The organism is Flavobacterium sharifuzzamanii (genome assembly GCF_003254585.1).
Classification (GTDB): Bacteria; Bacteroidota; Bacteroidia; order Flavobacteriales; family Flavobacteriaceae; genus Flavobacterium; species Flavobacterium sharifuzzamanii.
On sequence record NZ_QJGZ01000039.1, the window covers coordinates 95,197 to 115,471 of the forward strand.

19 protein-coding genes are annotated in these 20,275 nt (G+C 33.2%); 12 read left to right on the plus strand and 7 right to left on the minus strand.

Going from position 1 to position 20,275, the window contains the following annotated elements; translation table 11 throughout:
* Window positions 1-4: 4 nt before the first annotated feature.
* Window positions 5-754: a uroporphyrinogen-III synthase gene (locus tag DMA14_RS13225; RefSeq protein ID WP_111365823.1), complete on the plus strand. Its 750-nt coding sequence runs from the start codon at window positions 5-7 to the stop codon at window positions 752-754.
* 394 nt (window positions 755-1,148) lie between these two features.
* Entirely contained in the window at window positions 1,149-1,619 is a 471-nt protein-coding gene (locus DMA14_RS13230) for an Lrp/AsnC family transcriptional regulator (RefSeq protein ID WP_111365821.1), read from the plus strand.
* Between the two features lie 163 nt (window positions 1,620-1,782).
* On the opposite strand, the gene DMA14_RS13235 is transcribed toward DMA14_RS13230, so the two are convergent.
* From DMA14_RS13235 to DMA14_RS13245, 3 genes are all read right to left on the minus strand, one after another.
* Window positions 1,783-2,469 (minus strand): zinc metallopeptidase, encoded by a 687-nt coding sequence (locus tag DMA14_RS13235; protein ID WP_111425111.1) that lies wholly within the window; start codon window positions 2,467-2,469, stop codon window positions 1,783-1,785.
* Window positions 2,470-2,571: 102 nt separating this feature from the next.
* Window positions 2,572-3,201 (minus strand): response regulator, encoded by a 630-nt coding sequence (locus tag DMA14_RS13240; RefSeq protein ID WP_238989970.1) that lies wholly within the window; start codon window positions 3,199-3,201, stop codon window positions 2,572-2,574.
* Window positions 3,191-5,203, minus strand: coding sequence for an ATP-binding protein (locus DMA14_RS13245; RefSeq protein ID WP_111425113.1), 2,013 nt, complete (start codon window positions 5,201-5,203; stop codon window positions 3,191-3,193). Before DMA14_RS13245 ends, DMA14_RS13240 begins: the two co-directional genes overlap by 11 nt.
* Before the next feature lie 167 nt (window positions 5,204-5,370).
* Between DMA14_RS13245 and DMA14_RS13250 the strand changes: the two genes are divergently transcribed.
* Both DMA14_RS13250 and DMA14_RS13255 read left to right on the plus strand, forming a co-directional pair.
* A complete protein-coding gene (locus tag DMA14_RS13250) occupies window positions 5,371-5,766 on the plus strand; it encodes an MmpS family transport accessory protein (RefSeq protein WP_111425114.1) in 396 nt (131 codons plus the stop codon).
* A gap of 120 nt (window positions 5,767-5,886) precedes the next feature.
* Window positions 5,887-6,864, plus strand: a complete 978-nt coding sequence (locus tag DMA14_RS13255; RefSeq protein WP_111425115.1) for a hypothetical protein — start codon at window positions 5,887-5,889, stop codon at window positions 6,862-6,864.
* 50 nt (window positions 6,865-6,914) lie between these two features.
* Here DMA14_RS13255 and DMA14_RS13260 read toward each other — a convergent pair whose 3' ends face one another.
* The 4 genes from DMA14_RS13260 to leuS all read right to left on the minus strand — a co-directional run bounded on the left by DMA14_RS13260 (window position 6,915) and on the right by leuS (window position 12,137).
* Entirely contained in the window at window positions 6,915-7,511 is a 597-nt protein-coding gene (locus DMA14_RS13260) for a hypothetical protein (RefSeq protein WP_111425116.1), read from the minus strand.
* The gene (locus DMA14_RS13265) at window positions 7,498-7,971 is read right to left on the minus strand and encodes an RNA polymerase sigma factor (protein ID WP_111425117.1); all 474 of its coding nucleotides are present in this window, start codon (window positions 7,969-7,971) and stop codon (window positions 7,498-7,500) included. The genes DMA14_RS13260 and DMA14_RS13265 overlap by 14 nt, the downstream gene beginning before the upstream one ends.
* A 1-nt stretch (window position 7,972) precedes the next feature.
* Window positions 7,973-8,821, minus strand: a complete 849-nt coding sequence (locus tag DMA14_RS13270) for an alpha/beta fold hydrolase (RefSeq protein WP_111425118.1) — start codon at window positions 8,819-8,821, stop codon at window positions 7,973-7,975.
* A gap of 451 nt (window positions 8,822-9,272) precedes the next feature.
* Window positions 9,273-12,137, minus strand: coding sequence for a leucine--tRNA ligase (leuS, locus tag DMA14_RS13275; protein WP_111425119.1), 2,865 nt, complete (start codon window positions 12,135-12,137; stop codon window positions 9,273-9,275).
* 277 nt (window positions 12,138-12,414) lie between these two features.
* Between leuS and DMA14_RS13280 the strand changes: the two genes are divergently transcribed.
* The 8 genes from DMA14_RS13280 (at window position 12,415) to DMA14_RS13315 (ending at window position 20,218) form a co-directional block, all read left to right on the plus strand.
* On the plus strand, window positions 12,415-12,762 hold the full coding sequence (locus DMA14_RS13280) for a winged helix-turn-helix domain-containing protein (RefSeq protein WP_111425120.1): 348 nt from the start codon (window positions 12,415-12,417) through the stop codon (window positions 12,760-12,762).
* A 224-nt stretch (window positions 12,763-12,986) separates the two neighbouring features.
* Window positions 12,987-15,542, plus strand: a complete 2,556-nt coding sequence (locus tag DMA14_RS13285; protein ID WP_111425121.1) for a TonB-dependent receptor — start codon at window positions 12,987-12,989, stop codon at window positions 15,540-15,542.
* Window positions 15,543-15,555: 13 nt separating this feature from the next.
* Window positions 15,556-16,146 (plus strand): molybdopterin-dependent oxidoreductase, encoded by a 591-nt coding sequence (locus tag DMA14_RS13290; protein WP_111425122.1) that lies wholly within the window; start codon window positions 15,556-15,558, stop codon window positions 16,144-16,146.
* A 685-nt stretch (window positions 16,147-16,831) separates the two neighbouring features.
* Window positions 16,832-17,707: a cell division protein FtsX gene (locus DMA14_RS13295; protein ID WP_111425123.1), complete on the plus strand. Its 876-nt coding sequence runs from the start codon at window positions 16,832-16,834 to the stop codon at window positions 17,705-17,707.
* Window positions 17,708-17,814: 107 nt separating this feature from the next.
* The gene (locus DMA14_RS13300) at window positions 17,815-18,072 is read left to right on the plus strand and encodes a DUF3098 domain-containing protein (RefSeq protein WP_111376481.1); all 258 of its coding nucleotides are present in this window, start codon (window positions 17,815-17,817) and stop codon (window positions 18,070-18,072) included.
* Window positions 18,073-18,153: 81 nt separating this feature from the next.
* Window positions 18,154-18,951, plus strand: a complete 798-nt coding sequence (locus DMA14_RS13305) for an undecaprenyl-diphosphate phosphatase (RefSeq protein ID WP_111425124.1) — start codon at window positions 18,154-18,156, stop codon at window positions 18,949-18,951.
* Window positions 18,951-19,646: a tRNA pseudouridine(55) synthase TruB gene (truB, locus tag DMA14_RS13310; protein ID WP_111425125.1), complete on the plus strand. Its 696-nt coding sequence runs from the start codon at window positions 18,951-18,953 to the stop codon at window positions 19,644-19,646. Before DMA14_RS13305 ends, truB begins: the two co-directional genes overlap by 1 nt.
* 8 nt (window positions 19,647-19,654) lie before the next feature.
* Window positions 19,655-20,218, plus strand: a complete 564-nt coding sequence (locus DMA14_RS13315) for a hypothetical protein (protein ID WP_111425126.1) — start codon at window positions 19,655-19,657, stop codon at window positions 20,216-20,218.
* The last annotated feature ends 57 nt before the right edge of the window (window positions 20,219-20,275 follow it).

Below are 20,275 nucleotides of genomic sequence, written 5' to 3' on the forward strand. Positions count from 1 at the left end.
TAATATGAAAGTGAAAACAATTTTGGTGTCACAGCCTGAACCTAAAGTGGAGAATTCTCCTTACTTTGAGCTCCAACAAAAACACAAAATAAAAATTGATTTCAGACCATTTATTCATGTAGAAGGGGTTAGCGCAAAAGAGATTCGATTACAAAAAATCGATCTTAATCATTACACTGCGATCATTTTAACAAGTAGAAATGCTGTAGATCATTTTTTTAGAGTGGCTGATGAAATGCGTTACAAAGTTCCTGAAGGGTTGAAGTATTTTTGTCAATCTGAGGCTGTTGCGTTTTACCTTCAAAAGTATGTTGTGTACAGAAAACGTAAAATTTACGTTGGAGCAAAAGATTTTGCAGATTTATCTCCGTTAATTAAGAAGTACAAAGACGAGAAGTTTTTACTTCCTGCATCTGACCAATTAAATGCAGATGCTCCTGTTACATTAAACGGTTTAAAAGTAGATTGGGCACAAGCAATTTTCTACAGAACTGTAATGAGTGATTTATCTGATTTAGCAGATGTTTATTATGATGTCTTAGCTTTTTTCAGTCCGACAGGAATTAAATCATTGTTTAAAAATTTCCCAGATTTTAAACAAAACGACACCAGAATCGCCGTATTCGGAAGCACAACTCAGAAAGAAGCTTTAGATCATGGTTTAAGAATTGACATTCTTGCTCCAACTCCTGAAACACCTTCTATGACAATGGCTCTAGAAAAATACGTTGCAGAAGCAAACAAAGGGAAATAATCCTTTATAAAATATACAATTTTTAAAATTTAAAATTCCAAATTCCAAGTTAACCGCTTGAAATTTGGAATTTTTTCTTTTTAGGTTTTATCCTATACGTTTCCCGTGGTTGAAACCACGGGTTATGTTTGGAATTTGGGTTTTAGAATTTGTTTTTTGGAGAATTTGAATCCGAGCAATAGCGAACAGGCGAAGTAATTTAAAAAATTGGAATTTTCTTTTTAGAATGAATTCCTTCTATACGTCTTCCGTGGTTGAAACCACGGGCTATGATTGGAAATTGAGTTTTGGAATTTGGGATTTCAATATTGAAATTTCCATTTCTACAGCATTTTGACTACATTTGATTTCTATTGATAACCCAAATCTTAAAAATAGTTTCAAATTATAAGTTATGAAAATCAACTCCCTTTTAATTGAAATTGACGGAATCGACAAAGAAATACTTCGCTATCTCATGGACGATGCCCGAAAACCAATCTTGCAAATTGCTAATAAAATAGGAATTTCAGGAGCCGCAATTCACCAAAGATTAAAAAAACTAGAACAATCTGGCGTGATCTCTGGCTCTAAATTTACTGTAAACCCAAAAGTCCTTGGCTACAACACAATGGCCTTTGTTGGAGTTTATCTGGACAAAGCTTCGAGAAACTCTGAAGCCGTAAAAGAACTTAGAAAAATCCCAGAAGTTTTAGAATGCCATTATACAACAGGAAACTGGTCAGTTTTGATTAAAATTATCTGTCGCGACAATGAACATTTAATGCAACTTTTAAACAACAAAATCCAAGCAATTGAAGGAGTTTCAAGAACTGAAACTTTTATTTCTCTTGATCAGCAGATTGATAGACAGATACAGCTTTAGAATGAAATAAATTCCAAATTTTTCAAATTCCAAATTCCAATATCTAAAAGACAAACCCGACAGGTTTTAAAACCTGTCGGGTTTATCGTTTATCAGAAATGCATAAAAAAATTCCAAACCCAACAGAATTGGAATTTGGAATTTTTAAATTGTAGTTTGTTTTTTAGTTCCTTCTGCTTCCAGAATAAATCGATATATAGTACAACAACGTTGCTATCGAACCAATTGCAGCTACAACATACGTTCTTGCTGCCCATTTTAAAGCATCTTTTGCTCCTGCTTGTTCTTCTTGCGTAAGCATGTGTTTGTTTTCTAACCAAGCCAAAGCACGGTTACTTGCATCATATTCTACAGGAAGTGTAATAATTGTAAACAAAGTTGTTGCCGCAAAAATGATGATTCCAACCAGTAATAAACCTGGAAAAACTTTGATCATTAAAATTCCTGCAAGTAAAATCCATTGTACATAATTTGAAGCCACACTTACAATTGGCACAAGCTTAGAACGCATTGTAAGCCATTCGTAACCAATTGCATGTTGCACTGCGTGACCGCATTCGTGAGCCGCAACTGCGGCTGCGGCTGCATTACGGTGATTATAAACCGCTTCACTTAAATTTACTGTTTTATCTGATGGATTATAATGATCTGTTAACTGCCCCGGTGTTGAGATAACACGAACATCTGTAATTCCGTTATCAGCAAGCATTTTTTCAGCAATTTCTCTTCCGCTCATTCCGTTTCTCAATTGCAGTTTCGAATACAACTCAAATTTACTCTTCAGCTGCGAACTTACCAGCCAGCTGAACAACATTATAGCTCCAGCAATAATTAAATATCCTGATCCCATTTTTTTGTGTTTTTAGATTGATTTTTAAATTTACAAAACAAACTGCAAATTGTGAACCACTTTAACAAAATGTCATTTTGACATCATTTTACCACTTTTGACTTAATTCAGCATGTTGTTTTTGAGTAAAAAAGCAATTAATTCTGCCACATTCTTCATTTTATACTTCTGAAGAATATTGCGTCGATGGGTTTGAACGGTTAAAAAACTTAGAAACAAATCATCTGCTATTTCTTGTGTCGATTTTCCTTGTGAAAGCAATAAGGCAATATCACGTTCTCTTCTGCTCAAACCTGGAATTCTTTCCAAATCTTCAGATAATGGTTGGCTAATGATAGTTTTTACTTCTTCGCTAAAAACAATTTCGCCTTCGATAGCTTTGTAAATACATTCTTTAAACTCATCAAAAGAAGCGTTTTTAAGAATGTATCCGTTTCCGCCGTTTTGGATAAACTGCATCACCAAACTTCTTTCAGACTGGCTGCTCATACCTATAATTACAATTCTAGGATGCTTTTGCTTGATAGTTTTACATAAATCAACCCCATTTATTACAGGCAAAAAAATATCCATTAAAATCAAATCGACTTTATTGTCTTCGATATAATCTAAAAGCGCAATTCCCGATTCGAATTTATCTACAATTTCAATATTATCTAAATCCGACAGCAAACCTGAAATTCCAGAAATCACAATCGGATGATCGTCTACTATTACCGTTTTATACTTCATAATCATGATTTGGGTTATATTTTAATTCTATATAAGTTGAAGTTCCTTTATCCAGAACAGAATCTATTTCTAATTTTCCATTTAAGAAAGCCACACGATTTTTAATATTTCGCAAGCCCATTCCGTCTCTTTTTTCTGCATATTCTAGATTAAAGCCAATTCCGTTATCTTCTACAGTAATAAAAAACACATCTTTGTTCTGCGAGCAGGAAACCAGAATCTGTGATGCTTTGGCATATTTCAAAGAATTATTCAGAAGTTCTTGAATGATTCTGAAAATCATAATTTTAAAATGCTGTGGCAAAGTTGTTTTTTTAATTAAATACTGAAATTCGATCGTGGTTTCGGTAGTAGAATGCGAAGCGCATAAATCTCTAAGCGCATGTTCAAGCCCAAGTTTCATTAAACTTTCGGGCATTAAATTCTGAGAAATATTGCGAAGTTCTTTTATCGAATCGTTCAATAAACCATTAATATTTGGGTCATTTTCCTTGTTTTCACGATTGGCTATATTGAGATGCATTTTAAGACCAGAAAGCATACTTCCAAGTCCGTCGTGCAGATCTCTGGCAATTCTTTTACGTTCAATTTCTTCCCCTTCAATCAAAGCATTTGAAACAGATAATTTTTGCTGATTTTCTAATGCTTCAAGTTCTTGTTTATGATTGACTTCTTTTTGAAAACTTATCTTTTTCTGATAATTATTCCAACTCCACAAAAACAAAACCGTCAGAAACAAAACAAACGAAAGCACTGCAAAAAGCAACATATTCAAACGGTTATTATTAACCTGCAAAACCGCTTTTTCATTCTCAGACTGCAGCAGACCAATTTTCTTTTCGCTTTCTGCTTTTTTATATTTTGCTTCAAGTTCTACAATTTCAGTTTTCAGTTTAGCATCGTTTAGACTATCGTTTATAACATTGTATTTATTTGAATAATAATAAGCTTTTGAATATTCTTTTGTTGCATTATAAACTTTAGACAACTCTTTGTAATAATTCTTTTTATCCACAATAAAAGGCGTTTTTGCAATTAGATATTCTAAATTGCTTTTAGCTTTATCGTAATTTTTCAGTTTAAAAAGCACTTCATATTCGGCAAATTTCAATCTGTTTACAGCAATTGCATTCTGATGGCTTTCTGCCGATTTAATTCCTTTTTCAAAACTCACTAACGCCTCGTTGTGTTTGTTTTGTTTCGCATAATAAAGCCCTTCCGAATAAAAATAAGAATCATTTAAGTTTGATTCTGGATATTTTTCTAAAGTTTCATAAGCTTTATCTAAAATTTCTTTGGCATCATAAAAATGTTTCAGCTCAACTAAATTTTCTGCATTTATTATATACGTTTCCATCTTAGACTCTGCTAAAGTCGCAGATTTTTTAGTGGCGCTCTCAATATATTTCTGCGCTTGATCTAGATATTCTGCCGCTTTTTCTCGTTCATCATTATTCATAAAAATAATGGCAACTGCTTTATTTAATGCACTGATTAATTCATAATCGCCACTTTTTTTAGCAATTGGAATCGCTTCATTTACAAGCAATTTCATGTAAGCATTTTCATTATTCTTGCGCTGTTGCATAATGCCGTAATTCTGAAGTATCACGGCACGAAGTTTATAGGCTTCTTTATTTCTATATTTTTTGAGTTTGGCATTTGCTTCTAGCAAAGCTTTTTCAAAACCTTCCAAATCGCCTTTTTCTATAAAACTGTAGGCATTATAAAAAATAGAAGCATCTTTTAGAAAAGGAAATTTGACTTTAAGCTTATTTGCCTGTTCCAAATATTCTTTAGATTTTTTTGCATCCTGCGACATCAAAAACAGTTTTGATAATCTGAAACTATTCAAACTTTTAACGCTATCTGATTTTGTGCTTTTTGTGATCTTAACAATACTGTCAATATAAACCGTATCATCATCTAATGAAAGAATTACTTGTGAATTGGAAATTGCGGTAAAAAATAAAAAAAATAAAAAGGCGTAGATTTTCTTCATAAATGTGGCATTTACTCAAAGTTATTAAAGCTTAATGACTTTCAAAAAGAAATCACTTGCTTTTACCTGATATCAGGTAATAAAAAATACATTTTATCAGGTATTGTTCTCCCATAGTTAAGGGTCTAATTTTGTTGTAGATCTTACTATTAATTAAATATATACTTATGAAATCAATTTTGAAAACCTTAGCAATTGTAATGACTCTTGCTTTTACTGCAGTTTCTTGCAGCAGCGATGATGATAAAGGCGGAAACAACTCAAGAGACGTTAAATACGAAATAACTGGAAATTATACTGGAACTCTTTCTACTACTTATTTTGAAAAAGGAGGAAATGCTCTAAACGAAGATATCACCAAACTTCCTTGGACTAAAGAATTTACCGCTGATGCAAAATCTATCGGTGCATCATTAAGCGCTAGCGGATATGGCGGAACTCCAGGTCAAACATTGACTGGAAAAATTTATGTTGGAGGAAAATTACAAAATGAATTAACTGCAACAGCTACAAATGATGGTATAATTGTATTGCCACTTACACCATACGTTTTCGGACAATAGTTTATAGAAATTTAAAATTTTAGATTTTTGTTTTTGGTAAAAGAAAAAGTTTCGTAGTCCAACGAAACTTTTCTTTTTTACAAATTCGCTAAAACACATATTAATAAAATCAATAAAAAAATGAAAAAAATTTACTTATTCGCTATTATCTCCCTGATAATTACTTCCTGCACTAATGATGAAACTAAATCAGAAAATGCAATTGAAAATAATAGTGTTCTTAATTTTTCTTCTCTAGAAAAAATGGAACAAAAAATAGATGAGATTTCTGCAATAAAAGCAGAAATGGATAGTCAAACATCTCAAAAATATATTTCAAAAAGTCCTACTTTAAAATCAAAACTTTCTGAAAACTCTATAATAGAGGTTTTAAAAAATTATCATTCAGACAGATTGATTGATATTAGCAACCTAAGAAAAAACTTAAACTTTGTAAGTATACAAAGTATTGCTGATGAAATTAATTCATTACAAATATTAAATGCTGATAAAGCAAATAAATTGTTTTACCAACATAGAAACTTTCTAAAAAGAAACAATTATAATCAAGTAGAAACTATATTCGAAAATAGAAGCGGAGAAGTTATAAACGAAAAAGGCAATGTTAGTATCAATGGAATTCCTCGTGATTTTACCACTTCACAGAGTACTACGGGCAAATTTATTACTTCGTCAGGAAAACAGGGCTCGTTCCTTTCTCCAGATAAGAATTACATAGTACTATATAGTGCTGGAAGACAAACACATGAAGATGATTTTGGCAAAACTTTCTTTAGATATTACACTGAGTTTCAGGCTGTATACAGAGATCCTACCACAGGCTTTTTAGTTCCTTGCCCTTCACTATTTGGCGCTCAAAGCTCTTCATATGCTGGATTTTCACAATCTGGAGACAATCCTTTTGCAGACTTTGCTATAACAATGGCATATCCTAGCGGTTCTGGAAGCTCACTTCGTAGTGTAGGAGGCCAAAAATGGACTGCTTACCAACCCGAGGGAGGATATATTAAGGGAGTATTTGGACCTTTAGCCGCGAATACTCCACCCGGTTTAATGATTGTTGATTTTCAATACGATAGTGGTTTTCTTGAAAAGTAAAATTTATAAATTAAAAAACATCTCAAAGCATTTTTGAGATGTTTTCTTTTTTACAACTCTAATTGATGATTGACATCTTCAAATTTTTCAATTAGACTATTTATTTTCTCCTGCTGTTTTCTGGTTTGTTTTGGATGAATATAGAACCAGTTAAACAACATCCAGAACAATGTCATTCCATAAATCAAAATCGCCATCAAAGGTTTCATTCTACTTGCATATTCGTACATATACAAGCAAATTCCAAGGGTTAACAAAACAAAATATAAAGTCATCAGTTTTGTCTGCATGAAGTTTTGTTTCTTTTTAATTAAAATCAAGTTTTGCAAATATTCCTGATTGGTTTGATTTGCGTCTATATTTTTATAATTACCTAATAGTTTGTTGTAAACCATTAAATAAATCAGCATTGCCAAAATCACCAAAACAATTCCGATTTTAGTCGAAACAAATTGAGGCTGATAATAGAACCAAATAAAAGCAATGAAAGCACTGGTTGCTAAAAGCAGAATATTTGTAAGCCATAAACAACGCAAACTTGTTTTCTTAAACTTATTTATTCGCGCCAGCAAATCGGTCATATCTGGCTGACTTATGGATTGTTTTTTCCATAAATCTTTAAAATCTATATTATTATCGTTGTCCATTTTCTTTAAATTTTTGAGTCAGTTTTTCTTTAATTCTGTGAATTTTCACTCTAACATTGGCTTCAGAAAGTCCGACGATTTTAGCAATCTCATTTTGTTTGATATCCTCTAACTCTAACGAAATAATAATACGATCGGTTTCTGGAAGCTCAGCAATACATTTATACAAGAATTGAATCTGAGGTTCTAATGAGGAATGTTTTTCTTCTGAAAGATGAACGGGAAGCTCTGATTTGGGGAAACGCTTTTGTTTTTCTATCTGCCTCAGGCAATTATTGGAAGCGATTCTGAAAATCCAAGTTCCAATAGCCGACTCGTTTCTAAAAGTTTCAAGTTTTTGCCAAACAATTATAAAAGTTTCCTGAGTCAAATCCTGAGCGGCGTCATAATCGTTTACGAAACCCATGCAAAGTCTAAAAATTCTGTCCCAATAAGTTTTATATATTTCTTCGAATTTCATTTTAAGCTTTTAAAAAATTATTCAACTGCCCCATGTACCAAGCCGTATCATCGTACATAATAAAGTGCAGACCATTTGTGGCGTACTGAAAATTGGCAGTTTTTAAATTTTTGTACTGACCTTCAATTGCTGGTTTTAAATTTATAAAATAAGATTCTAATAAAACTAAGGACGGACATTTAATCTGTGAGATTTTTTCTCTTAAATCGGTATTATAAAAATCACAATACATTTGTCCAAAAGTGTTTCGGTCCGATTTTACGCTCCAGCTCACAACCGTCTCCAATCTAGATTGATCTTGTAGAAGTCTCGGCATCATTTGTTTCTGCATATCGTAAAACTGAGTTTCGTTCATTCCCGTCATTTTATTTACAGTTGCCGTACAATCGTTATTTTCTTTTGATTTAAAAGAAGGATCACTCAAAGCTGCCAGACAAGGAAGTGCATCCACAACCACAATTTTCCCAATCAATTCTGGATAATCTGCCGCAATGGCAAGTGCCAATCCTCCGCCCATACTGTGGCCAATTACAATTGGTTTTTCGATTTTATTGTCTTTGATATAAGCTGCAATTTCATTTTTCCAATTTTCAAATGAAGGATTTGGTTGTGGTTTTACTCCTGCAAAACCTGACATTGTAAGCGTGTAGCAAGTGAAGTCTTTTTCGAATGTCGCTTTTGTTTCATTCCAAACTTCTCCAGAAGAAGCAAATCCTGGAATGAAGATTATAGATTGTTTCCCTTTTCCTGTTTTAATTACTTCAAAAGGATATGATTTTGTTTGTGCAAAAACATTTAGACATAATGCTGAGAATAAGAATGCGATAATTAAGATGATATACTTTTTCATTTTTAATAGTTTTAGGTTGTTAAAATTCTAATAGCAATAAATTGTTAATTAAATCGGATCCATGCTTTTGATACGGCAACTATTAAAATGTTACAAAAGTTTTTAAATTTTTAATGAAAAAATTACTAATCTCAATGTTGGTGCGGGTTTTTAACCGCAAATTTTGCAAGTTTTTTTACCACAAAGACTCGAAACCACAAAGTTTTTTTCACAATCTTGTCATCCTGAGGAACGAAGGATCACACAAGATATTCCGCAAACTGAATCGCCAATCTTTGTAGAGTTTCGTGTGCGATCCTTCGTTCCTCAGGATGACAAACTATACACATTTCAGAATAAAATTCGTGTAAATTAGTGCAATTCGTGGCAAAAAAACAAGCACAAAAAAAATCCCAAACCCCAATCGTAAAATTGGAATTTGGAATTTTTTTATATTGAAATTTTAAAATAATTAACCGACTAGGTTAATGATTTTTCCAGGAACAATAATCACTTTATTTGGCGTTCTTCCGTCTAAGTGTTTTTGTGTTCTCTCGTCTTTCATTACGATTTCTTCGATTTGTTCTTTGGTTAAATCTAAAGGCAATTCGATTGTGAAACGCATTTTTCCGTTGAAAGAAACTGGATATTCTTTATTCGTTTCAACTAAATGTTTTTCTTCAAAAATTGGGAAAGCTACTTCAGAAATTGAAGTTGTATGTCCTAATTTCGACCATAATTCTTCAGCAATATGCGGTGCATAAGGCGAAACCAAAATTGCTAATGGCTCTAAAATCGCTTTTGAATGACAGTTTTGAGAAGACAATTCATTCACACAAATCATAAACTGAGAAACCGAAGTATTGAAAGAGAAATTCTCAATGTCTTCAGCCACTTTTTTGATGGTTTTATGCAATGATTTCAAGTTGTCTTTTGTTGGTTCGTCGTTGTTTACGATTAAACCATTATCATCAAAATACAATCTCCATAATTTTTTCAAGAAACCAAAAACTCCAGAAATACCAGCAGTATTCCAAGGTTTTGCCTGCTCTAATGGGCCTAAAAACATTTCGTATAAACGTAATGTATCAGCACCGTATTCTGCGCAAATATCATCTGGAGTTACAACATTATAGTATGATTTCGACATTTTTTCGACTTCGCGTCCTACAATGTATTTTCCGTTTTCATCAAAAATAAATTCTGCTGTATTGAAATCTTCTCTCCAAGCTTTGAACTTTTCGATATTTAATTCATCCGAAGAATTTACAAAATGAACATCAACACGAATTGGCTGTACATTTTGACCTTCAATTTTATTTTTAGATACAAAAGTATTTGTACCTTCTAATCTGTAAACATAAGCCGTCGTACCCAAAATCATTCCCTGATTAATCAGTTTTTTGAATGGTTCTTCGGTTGGAGCAAAACCTTTGTCTTTTAAGAATTTGTTCCAGAAACGAGAATACAATAAGTGACCTGTTGCGTGCTCACTTCCTCCAATGTATAAATCTACATTTTCCCAGTAAGCCAATGCTTCTTTACTTGCAAATTCAGTTTCGTTGTGCGCATCCATATAACGCATCCAGTACCATGAACTTCCCGCCCAACCTGGCATTGTATTCAATTCTAAAGGAAAAATAGTGTCATTGTCAACCAAATCGGTATTGACAACTTTGTTTTGTTTTGTATCCCAAGCCCAAACTGCTGCGTTTCCTAATGGAGGCAAACCGTCTTCTGTTGGCAAATATTTCTCAACTTCAGGCAAAATAATTGGCAAATGTTGCGTCTCGATCATTTTAGGTAATCCATTCACGTAATAAACTGGAAATGGCTCTCCCCAATAACGCTGACGAGAGAAAACAGCATCACGCAAACGGTAATTTGTTTTACCTTTTCCTTGACCGATTTCTTCTAATTTTTCAATCGCTTTTTGAGTTCCTTTTTTATAATCTAATCCGTTTAAGAAATCAGAATTTGCAATTTCAACGTTATCTTTTGATCCGTAAGCTGCTTCAGAAATATCAACATTAGCGAAGATATTTTTGATTTCCTGCATTCCGTTCTGACCTTTAAAGAAATTAGCAAACGCATAATCTCTTTCGTCTCCACAAGGAACCGCCATTACAGCACCAGTTCCGTAACCAGCCAAAACATAATCTCCAATCCAAACCGGAATTGGTTCTTTTGTAAATGGATGTTCTGTATAAGCTCCTGTAAACACACCAGAAATAGTTTTTACATCGGCCATACGCTCACGTTCAGAACGTTTTGCTGTTTTTTCGATATACGCTTCAACAGCTTCTTTTTGTTCTGGAGTTGTAATTTTAGCTACCAAATCATGTTCTGGCGCCAAAGTCATAAAAGTAACTCCGAAAATAGTATCAGGGCGAGTAGTGAAAACTTCGATTACCTCATCATGCTTTTTCACATTAAAAGTTACCAAAGCCCCAACCGATTTCCCGATCCAGTTTCTTTGAGATTCTTTGATAGATTCACTCCAATCGATATCATTTAAACCTTGAAGCAAGCGTTCGGCATAAGCAGAAATTCGCATACTCCATTGTGTCATTTTTTTTCTTATAACAGGAAAGCCTCCACGTTCAGAAACTCCGTTTACGATTTCGTCATTTGCCAAAACAGTTCCTAAGCCTGGACACCAGTTTACTTCTGTTTCTGCCAAATAGGTTAATCTATATTGCAAAAGGATTTTTTCTTGTTCATCTTTAGAAAATGCATTCCATTCGCTTGACGAAAAAACAGCAATATTATCATCAGAAACTGCATTTACATTTGCATTTCCTTCATTTCCAAAAACAGCAACTAAAGTCGAAATATCTTCTGCTTTGTCTGTCGTTTTATTATACCAAGAATTGAACAACTGGATAAAAATCCATTGTGTATGTTTATAATAATCAGGATTTGACGTACGAACTTCGCGAGCCCAGTCAAAAGAAAAACCGATTTTATCTAATTGTTTTCTATAACCCGCAATTTGTTTTCCTTCTTTATCAACTCCACCGTCAATATTTACACGCGTTGTATCTTCTGGACGCTGTCCTGTCTGAATCGCATATTGTTCAGCCGGTAATCCGAAACTATCGTAACCCATTGGGTGCAAAACATTGAAACCTTGATGTCTTTTGAAACGAGAATAAACATCTGAAGCAATATAACCCAGCGGATGCCCTACGTGTAATCCTGCTCCAGATGGATAAGGAAACATGTCGAGTACATAATGTTTCGGTTTTTCAGAGTTATTTTTTGCTGCAAAAGTTTGATTTTCTGCCCAATATTTTTGCCATTTGGCTTCAATTTCGTTTGGATTGTATTTCATTTTATAAGGTTCAAAGTTGCAAAGTGACAAAGGTTCAAAGGTTTTATCACTTAATGAATTATCGCGCAAATTTACATTTATTGTGCATTGTTACAAAGCTATTTCATTGACAAACAAATAAAATAACAAATTACTTATTTTTAATTAAGTAAAAATACTTATGTTTGCATTCAAAATACTTAGGACAGTTATTCGTTATCAATTAATTTCTTAAAAGAAGGAAAGAATATTTTTATTAATTAATCATTATTTTTACAAAATTCATAAAGGAATAAAAATGAATAAGGACAAAAAATATTCGGTGGAAGTTCGTGTTTGGATTGAGGAAACTGAAGGCGCATTTCTTGGAATTGGAAAAATCTGGCTTTTAGAAAATATTCGAAAAACGGGATCAATTACCAATGCTGCAAAAGAAATGAAAATGGCGTATCGCCAAGCTTGGCAATTGGTTGAAGAAATGAATCAGCGTGCCGAATCTCCATTGGTTGCAAAACTTCTTGGAGGAAAAGGTGGCGGCGGTGCAAAACTGACCGAAGCTGGAGAAAAAGCCATTGCTGTTTTTTATGAAGTTGAAAAGCGTATTAAAGAGTTCGCTCAGAGAGAAACTCAGAATTTGAAATTTTAAAAACAAATATTTAAACACATAGAATCATAGATTTTGTAATCGCAAAAAAGGCGTTTCACTTGCATTAATACACATAGCAGAACTATGTTTAGAAACTAGTTTCTTATTACAATCTTTTATAATGAAAGAAAAAACTATGTTTCTATGTGTTTAAAAAACCAAAACCATTTTTTTTAATCTTCAGTATTCATTTTAAAACATACTGAATTTAACTGCCAAAAACCATGAACCAAAAAATGTATTTATTCTTTGTTTTTATAAGTCTTAAAAGTTTTTCTCAAGTCCAAAATTCAAAAACACGAGACAGCATTAAAAAAGAAGAACTGAATGAAATTGTAATTACAGCCTCTCGCCGTTCCGAAAAATTAATGCATTCTCCCATAAGTATCGAGCAATTAAAATCGGCGGAAGCCAAAATAATGGGATCGCCGAGTATTTATGAAGCACTAGAAAATGTAAAAGGAGTTCAGATTATTACGCCAAGTTTAGGTTTTAAAGTTATAAATACACGTGGTTTTGCCAATTCTACCAATGTTCGATTTGCGCAATTAGTTGACGGAATCGATAATCAGGCGCCACATTTGGGTGCTCCAATTGCAAACGCCTTGGGAGCAAATGATTTGGATATTGACAAAATCGAAATTATTCCAGGAACAGCCGCCGCTTTGTACGGAATGAATGCCATTAATGGTTTGGCAAATATTCAAACCAAAAATCCTTTTGAATATCAAGGAATCGCTGTCCAGCAATTAACAGGAGTGAATCATGTCGGAAATATTGATCGATTTTCACCGAAAGTATATTCACAGTTTAATTTAAGAATTGCCAAAGCTTTCAATGAAAAATTAGCTTTCAAAATAAATGCCTCAACTACAGGTGGAACAGATTGGGTTGCAGATGACAGAACCGATTTGGCTCCAAATGCCAATGCTTCGACAGGTTTGTTTGGCTCAGATAATCCAGCATACGACGAAGTTAACGGTTACGGAAACGAATCGGCAAATAGAAAAACATTAAATTTAAATGGCAAAAATTATGTTGTTGCCAGAACGGGTTATCGTGAAACTGACATTTCTGACTACGAAATTAAAAATTACAAAGCCGATTTTGGATTGTATTTTCGTCCAAAAAAAGATCACGAACTTTCTGTGACTTACAAAACAGCTTTAATCAATACGATTTATCAGCGTTCAAATAGATTTCGTTTAGATAATTATACTTTAAATCAATTTTCTGCGGACTATCACACTCCTATTTTTCAGGTAAAAGCTTATGCAACAACAGAGAACACTGGCGATTCGTATAATATGCGTTCGTTGGCAGAAAATATGGATCGCGCTTACAAATCGGATGATAAATGGTTTGCAGATTATAGTACAGCTTATAAAAATGCTGTTGCAGGCGGAGCAAGCGCTGCCGATGCGCACAGAATTGCCCGAACACAATCTGATGCAGGAAGATTTCTGCCTGGAACAGAAGCCTACGAACAAAAGAAAAAAGAATTGATCGATATCAACAATTGGGATATTGGCGCGGCTTTGCGAGTAAAATCGACTTTGGTTCATGGCGAAGGATTGATTAATTGGGACAAAGCTTTTGTTTCTTTCTTCGAAAAAATTGATGCAAAACTTTTGAGCGGTGTCGATTACAGAAATTATATTATTGTTCCCGACGGAAATTATTTCATCAATCCAGTTCATGCTGACGAAAATCTGACGTATAAAAAAACTGGCGCTTTCACACAAGTGACAAAAGATTTTTTTTCAGATAAATTACGTTTGGGTGCAACTGTCAGAATGGATAAAGCAGACTATTTTGATGCAAAATTCACACCTCAGTTTACAGCAGTTTATTCACCAAAAGAAAGTTTAAACTTTAGAGCTTCTTATCAAAACGGTTATCGTTTTCCGAGTATTTTTGAAGGTTTTTCTAATGTAAATTCAGGCGGTGTAAAACGTGTTGGTGGATTGCGAATTATGTCTGACGGAATTTTTGAGAATTCATACACCAAAGCTTCAATTGATAAATTTCAAGCGCAAGTAAATACCGATGTGAATACAAATGGCTTGACTCAAGCACAGGCCATCGAAAAAAATAAAAATACGATTCAGAAAAATCCGTACACGTATTTAGAACCTGAATTTGTAAAATCGTTTGAAGTTGGTTTTAGAGGAATTGCTTTAAACAGAAGTCTTTTTATCGATGCCGATTTCTATTATAACTCTTATAAAAACTTCATAGCGCAAGTTGAAGCAAGTATTCCCAACACAACAGATCCAAACTTGATTCCGACTGCTTTATATTCTAAAAACACTCAAAATCGTTACAGACTTTGGACCAATTCTAAAAGTAAAATTTACAATTACGGAGGAAGCTTAGGTTTGAAATACCGTTTTGATAATACTTTCAGCGCGCTTACCAATTTAACTTATACCAAACTCGACAGAACTGATGACAAAGATGGCTTGGAAGACGGTTTCAACACGCCAGAGTTTAACGTAAACGGAACTTTAATCGCTCAAAATATCTGGAAAAGTCTTGGTGCAAGTGTTACGGCACGTTATCAAAACAATTTTGATTACGTTTCTTTCTTAGTCAGCGGAACCGTTCCTGCATATTGGTCAATGGATGCACAGGTAAATTACGCTTTCAAAAAAGGCATTTCAGCAAAATTAGGAGGAACAAATATTCTGAATAAACCTTATACTTCAATTCTCGGCGGACCATCAATTGGCGGATTATATTATTTGTCATTAGTTTGGGAAACCAGCAAATTCTAAAACACAACTTTCTATGAAAACTAAAAATTACATTCTCGTTCTTTTAATTGCATTTTCATGCTCCATGTGCAATTCTTCAAAAAAAGAAGAAAAAAATTCAACTGAAAAAACTTCCGAAACTAAAAATCATAAACATGATGCTCTTTCGCCAGAAGACAGCTTGAAATTAGTAGATCATCAAATCGAAGTAAAAGGCGAAGTTGAATTTCCGCTGCAATTAACTGTCGATTCTTTGAAGAAAATGAAAGTTACAACCATTAATAATTTCAAAATTTTAGGTAAAAATGGAGAAGTAAAACGAGAAGTAAAAACCTGTAAAGGCGTTTTACTGAGAGACATTTTAGAAAAAGCCAAAATCAAACAAGAAGATCATAAAGACCGAAATTTCTATATTGTAGAAAGAGCTTCAGATAATTACAAAGCAACTTTTTCTTGGGCAGAACTTTTCAATAATCCGACAGGAGAAAATGCTTATATCCTTTTTGAAGAAAATGGGAAACCAATTAAAAACGGGGAGATGATTGCGGTTTGCAAAAATGATGTTCGAACTGGACCTCGACATGTTTATTGGCTAAAAAGTATTGAAGTTTATAAGGTTAAGTAAAGGTTCTGAGGTTCTGAGATGCTAAGATTCTAAGGCACTAAGTTTTTTTGCTCGCAAAGTCGGGAAATCGCAAAATCTTTATTCACTCAATTTTAATATCTTCTTGTCAAACATAGCCCGTGGTTTCAACCACGGGAGACGTATTTGCATATTCTGCGTGCCATGATAGTGTACCCGTGGTTGAAACCACGGGCTATGTTTAAAAAACGATACGCACAAAACGCAAAGCTCTGCGTTTTTTTTGCCACAGATTAAAAGGATTTACACCGATTTAAAAAATCATTTTAATTCTTTTAATCTGTGGCTATACTTTTTAATTGCGAATCTTGCGAAAGGCTTTGCGTAATTTTTTGCCACAGATTAAAGGATTTACACAGATTTAAAAAATCATTCTAATTCTTTTAATCTGTGGCTATACTTTTTAATTGCGAATCTTGCGAAAGGCTTTGCGCAATTTTTTGCCACAGATTAAAAGGATTTACACAGATTTTAAAAAAATCATTTTAATCTCTTTAATCTGTGGCTACACTTTTACTTTCCGAACCTTGCGAAAGGCTTTGCGTACTTTGCGGTTAAATAAAAACTTTTATTCAAGATTTAAATCGTACTTTTAAGTATAAAAGTTTGTTATTAACTTTAAATAAAGAAATTCTTTATTATTTTTACCACATAATTTAAGCAAACTATGAGTTCTAACTTTGATAAATTTCAAAAACGCAGGTTAATTTCCTCTTATTTTTCGGTAGTTTTAAGTGTATTCTTGGTATTATTCCTTTTGGGAGTACTGGGTTTATTCATTATTAATTCTAAACAATTGGCTGACGATTTTAAAGAAAAAATTGCAATGACAGTTTTCTTCAAAAATGAAGCGAATGATAGTATTATCAAAGCATTTAACACTGAACTTAAAAGAGCGCCTTTTGCTAAATCTTTTGTTTATGTATCGAAAGAAAAAGCGGCAAAAGAACACACTGATATTATCGGAGAAGATTTCTTAACCTTTTTGGGAGAAAATCCTTTATTGAATTCATACGACATTCACTTAAAAGCTGATTATGTAGAAAGAGACAGTATCGTTAAGATTGAAAGTAACTTTCGCAAAAATGCAATGATTTCAGATATTGTTTACGACAAACAATTGGTAAATCTTGTAAATGACAACATCAGAAAAGTAAGTATGTGGATTTTGATCATCAGTGGTTTCTTGACAGTAATTGCAGTTTTATTAATCAATAGTTCATTGCGTTTATCTATACATTCAAATCGTTTTATTATCAAAACTATGCAAATGGTTGGAGCAACAAAAGCTTTTATCCGTAAGCCTTTTGTAATGCGTAGCGTAAAACTTGGAATGCTTGGTGCTGGTTTAGCCATTATTGCTTTAATCGCACTTTTATTATATGTAGACACTAATTTCCCTGGTTTAGGAATTCTAGAAGACAAAGTTTTAACTGGATTAGTTTTGGTTGCCGTTTTCGGATTAGGAGTTCTAATTACTTGGGTAAGTACACATTTTGCAACACAACGTTTCTTGAATTTAAGAACTGACGATCTTTATTAATTTTTGATTTTAGATTGCAGACTTTAGATTTTAGATTATAACGCCTTCGCTTTTGCTCAGGCTACAAATAAACAAACTCAGCTTTGCTGGTTTAACAAAAGATAAAAATGAAAAACAACAATAATAAAGAAGAACAACAAGTTCAAAAACAGGAATTTCTTTTTGACAGCATCAATTATAAAATTTTATTGATTGGTATTGCTGTAATTGCGCTAGGGTTTATTTTAATGTCTGGCGGAGGAAGTAAAGATCCAAATGTTTTTAACGAAGAAATTTTTAACTTTAGACGTATTCGTTTAGCACCAACAACTGTTCTAATCGGTTTTGGAATCACGATTTATTCTATCTTCAAAAAATCTAAATAATATAGGTTTATAGATTTTTTGTCACCCTGAGCGAAGTCGAAGGGCAATCTGAAATCTGAAATCTGAAATCTAAAATTCTAAATGAATACATTACAAGCTATTGTTCTTGCCATTATTGAAGGAATTACAGAGTTTTTGCCTGTTTCTTCGACAGGTCACATGATTATTGCTTCTTCTTTTTTTGGAATCGCTCATGACGATTTCACTAAACTTTTTACCATTGTAATTCAGCTTGGCGCGATACTTTCGGTTGTAATTTTATACTTCAAACGTTTTTTTCAAACTTTTGACTTCTATTTTAAACTTCTAGTCGCTTTTATTCCTGCGGTTGTTTTAGGATTATTATTAAGCGATTTTATTGATGGTTTATTAGAAAATCCGGTTACGGTTGCTGTTTCTCTTTTAATTGGAGGTGTTATTCTATTGAAAGTAGACGAATGGTTTAATAAACCAAATGATCCAGAAGTTTCTACTGAAATTACGTATGCAAAAGCTTTCAAAATTGGTTTATTTCAATGTCTTGCTATGATTCCTGGTGTTTCTAGAAGTGGTGCAAGTATCGTTGGAGGTATGGCGCAAAAACTGACTAGAACATCTGCTGCAGAATTTTCATTTTTCTTAGCAGTTCCAACAATGTTAGGAGCAACTGCAAAAAAATGCTATGATTATTATAAAGCTGGTTTTGAATTATCTCATGACCAAGTTAATATGCTTGTTATTGGTAATATTGTTGCTTTTGCTGTAGCATTATTAGCTATAAAAACTTTCATCGGATTTCTGACTAAAAACGGATTTAAAGTTTTTGGTTATTACCGAATTATTGCTGGAATCATTTTATTATTGATTCACTTTTTCATTCATCCGCTTACCATTATATAATGACACCTGAAGAATATTTAGAAGGACAAGTTTTATTGATTGACAAACCATTAAAATGGAGTTCATTTCAAGCTGTCAATAAATTAAAATACCTTTTAATTAATAAAGTCGGACTTCCGAAAAAGTTCAAAATTGGCCACGCTGGAACTTTAGATCCTTTAGCTACTGGTCTTTTATTGATCTGCACAGGAAAATTTACTAAAAGAATTGCAGAACTTCAAGGTCAGGCAAAAGAATATACGGGTACATTTTATATTGGAGCTACTACTCCATCTTATGATTTAGAAACCGAAATCGATCAAACGTTTCCAACAGAACATATTGATGAAGCTTTGATTCATGAAACTGTAAAACAATTTTTAGGTGAAATCGATCAGAAACCGCCTATTTTTTCTGCTATAAAAAAAGATGGCGTTCGTTTGTACGAACATGCGCGCGCAGGAGAATCAATCGAAATTGAAAGCAGAAAAACTACTATTCACGAATTTGAAATTACAAGAATTGCATTACCAGAAGTAGATTTTAGAGTAGTTTGCTCTAAAGGAACTTATATTCGTTCTCTAGCTTATGATTTTGGAAAAGCCATGAATTCTGGTTCGCATTTAACCGTTTTACGCCGAACTAAAATTGGCGATTACGATGTAAAAAATGCAATTGATATTACTTTGTTTGAAGAAGAACTCCTGAAAAAATAAAACCGTATATGAAGAGAATTTTACTGACTATTGCATTTATAACCTTTTTTAGTTCATTCATATATAGTCAGGCAACCAAATTCACATACGTACAATTTGACTTTGCTGTTTCTATAACCGGAAACCCTAACACAAACGATTCATATAACGGTACAGAATCAACATCTACAAATGCTTTTCTTGTACCAAATGGATTAGGTTCAAAAATTGGGTACGGAGTTCACTATAAAAAATGGCTCACATTAGGTCTTCACAGTGGTATTGACTATAAATGGGATGACAAACTTGTAGCTGTTCCTGTCTTTTTAAATCTTGGTATAAGTCCAAAAGTAGGACCTGAAACGCGAATTATGCTTCAAGCTGGTTACGGAAAAGGGTTTGCAATAGGACGTGGCGATTTAAATGGAGAATACAAAAAATTAAAACTCGGAATTGGCTCAGACGATTTTATTCTTTTTGCAGAAATCTGTGATTATGATTTTCCACTTCATAATGAAAAAAGCATTGGTATGATTTCTTTTGGAATAACTCTTCAGGATTTCTTTTATTACTCATCATCAGAAGCAAACTAAAAATTTGGTTCAAAAAAAAGCACATTACAAATTTGAAAGTAATGTGCCAAGCTCCTA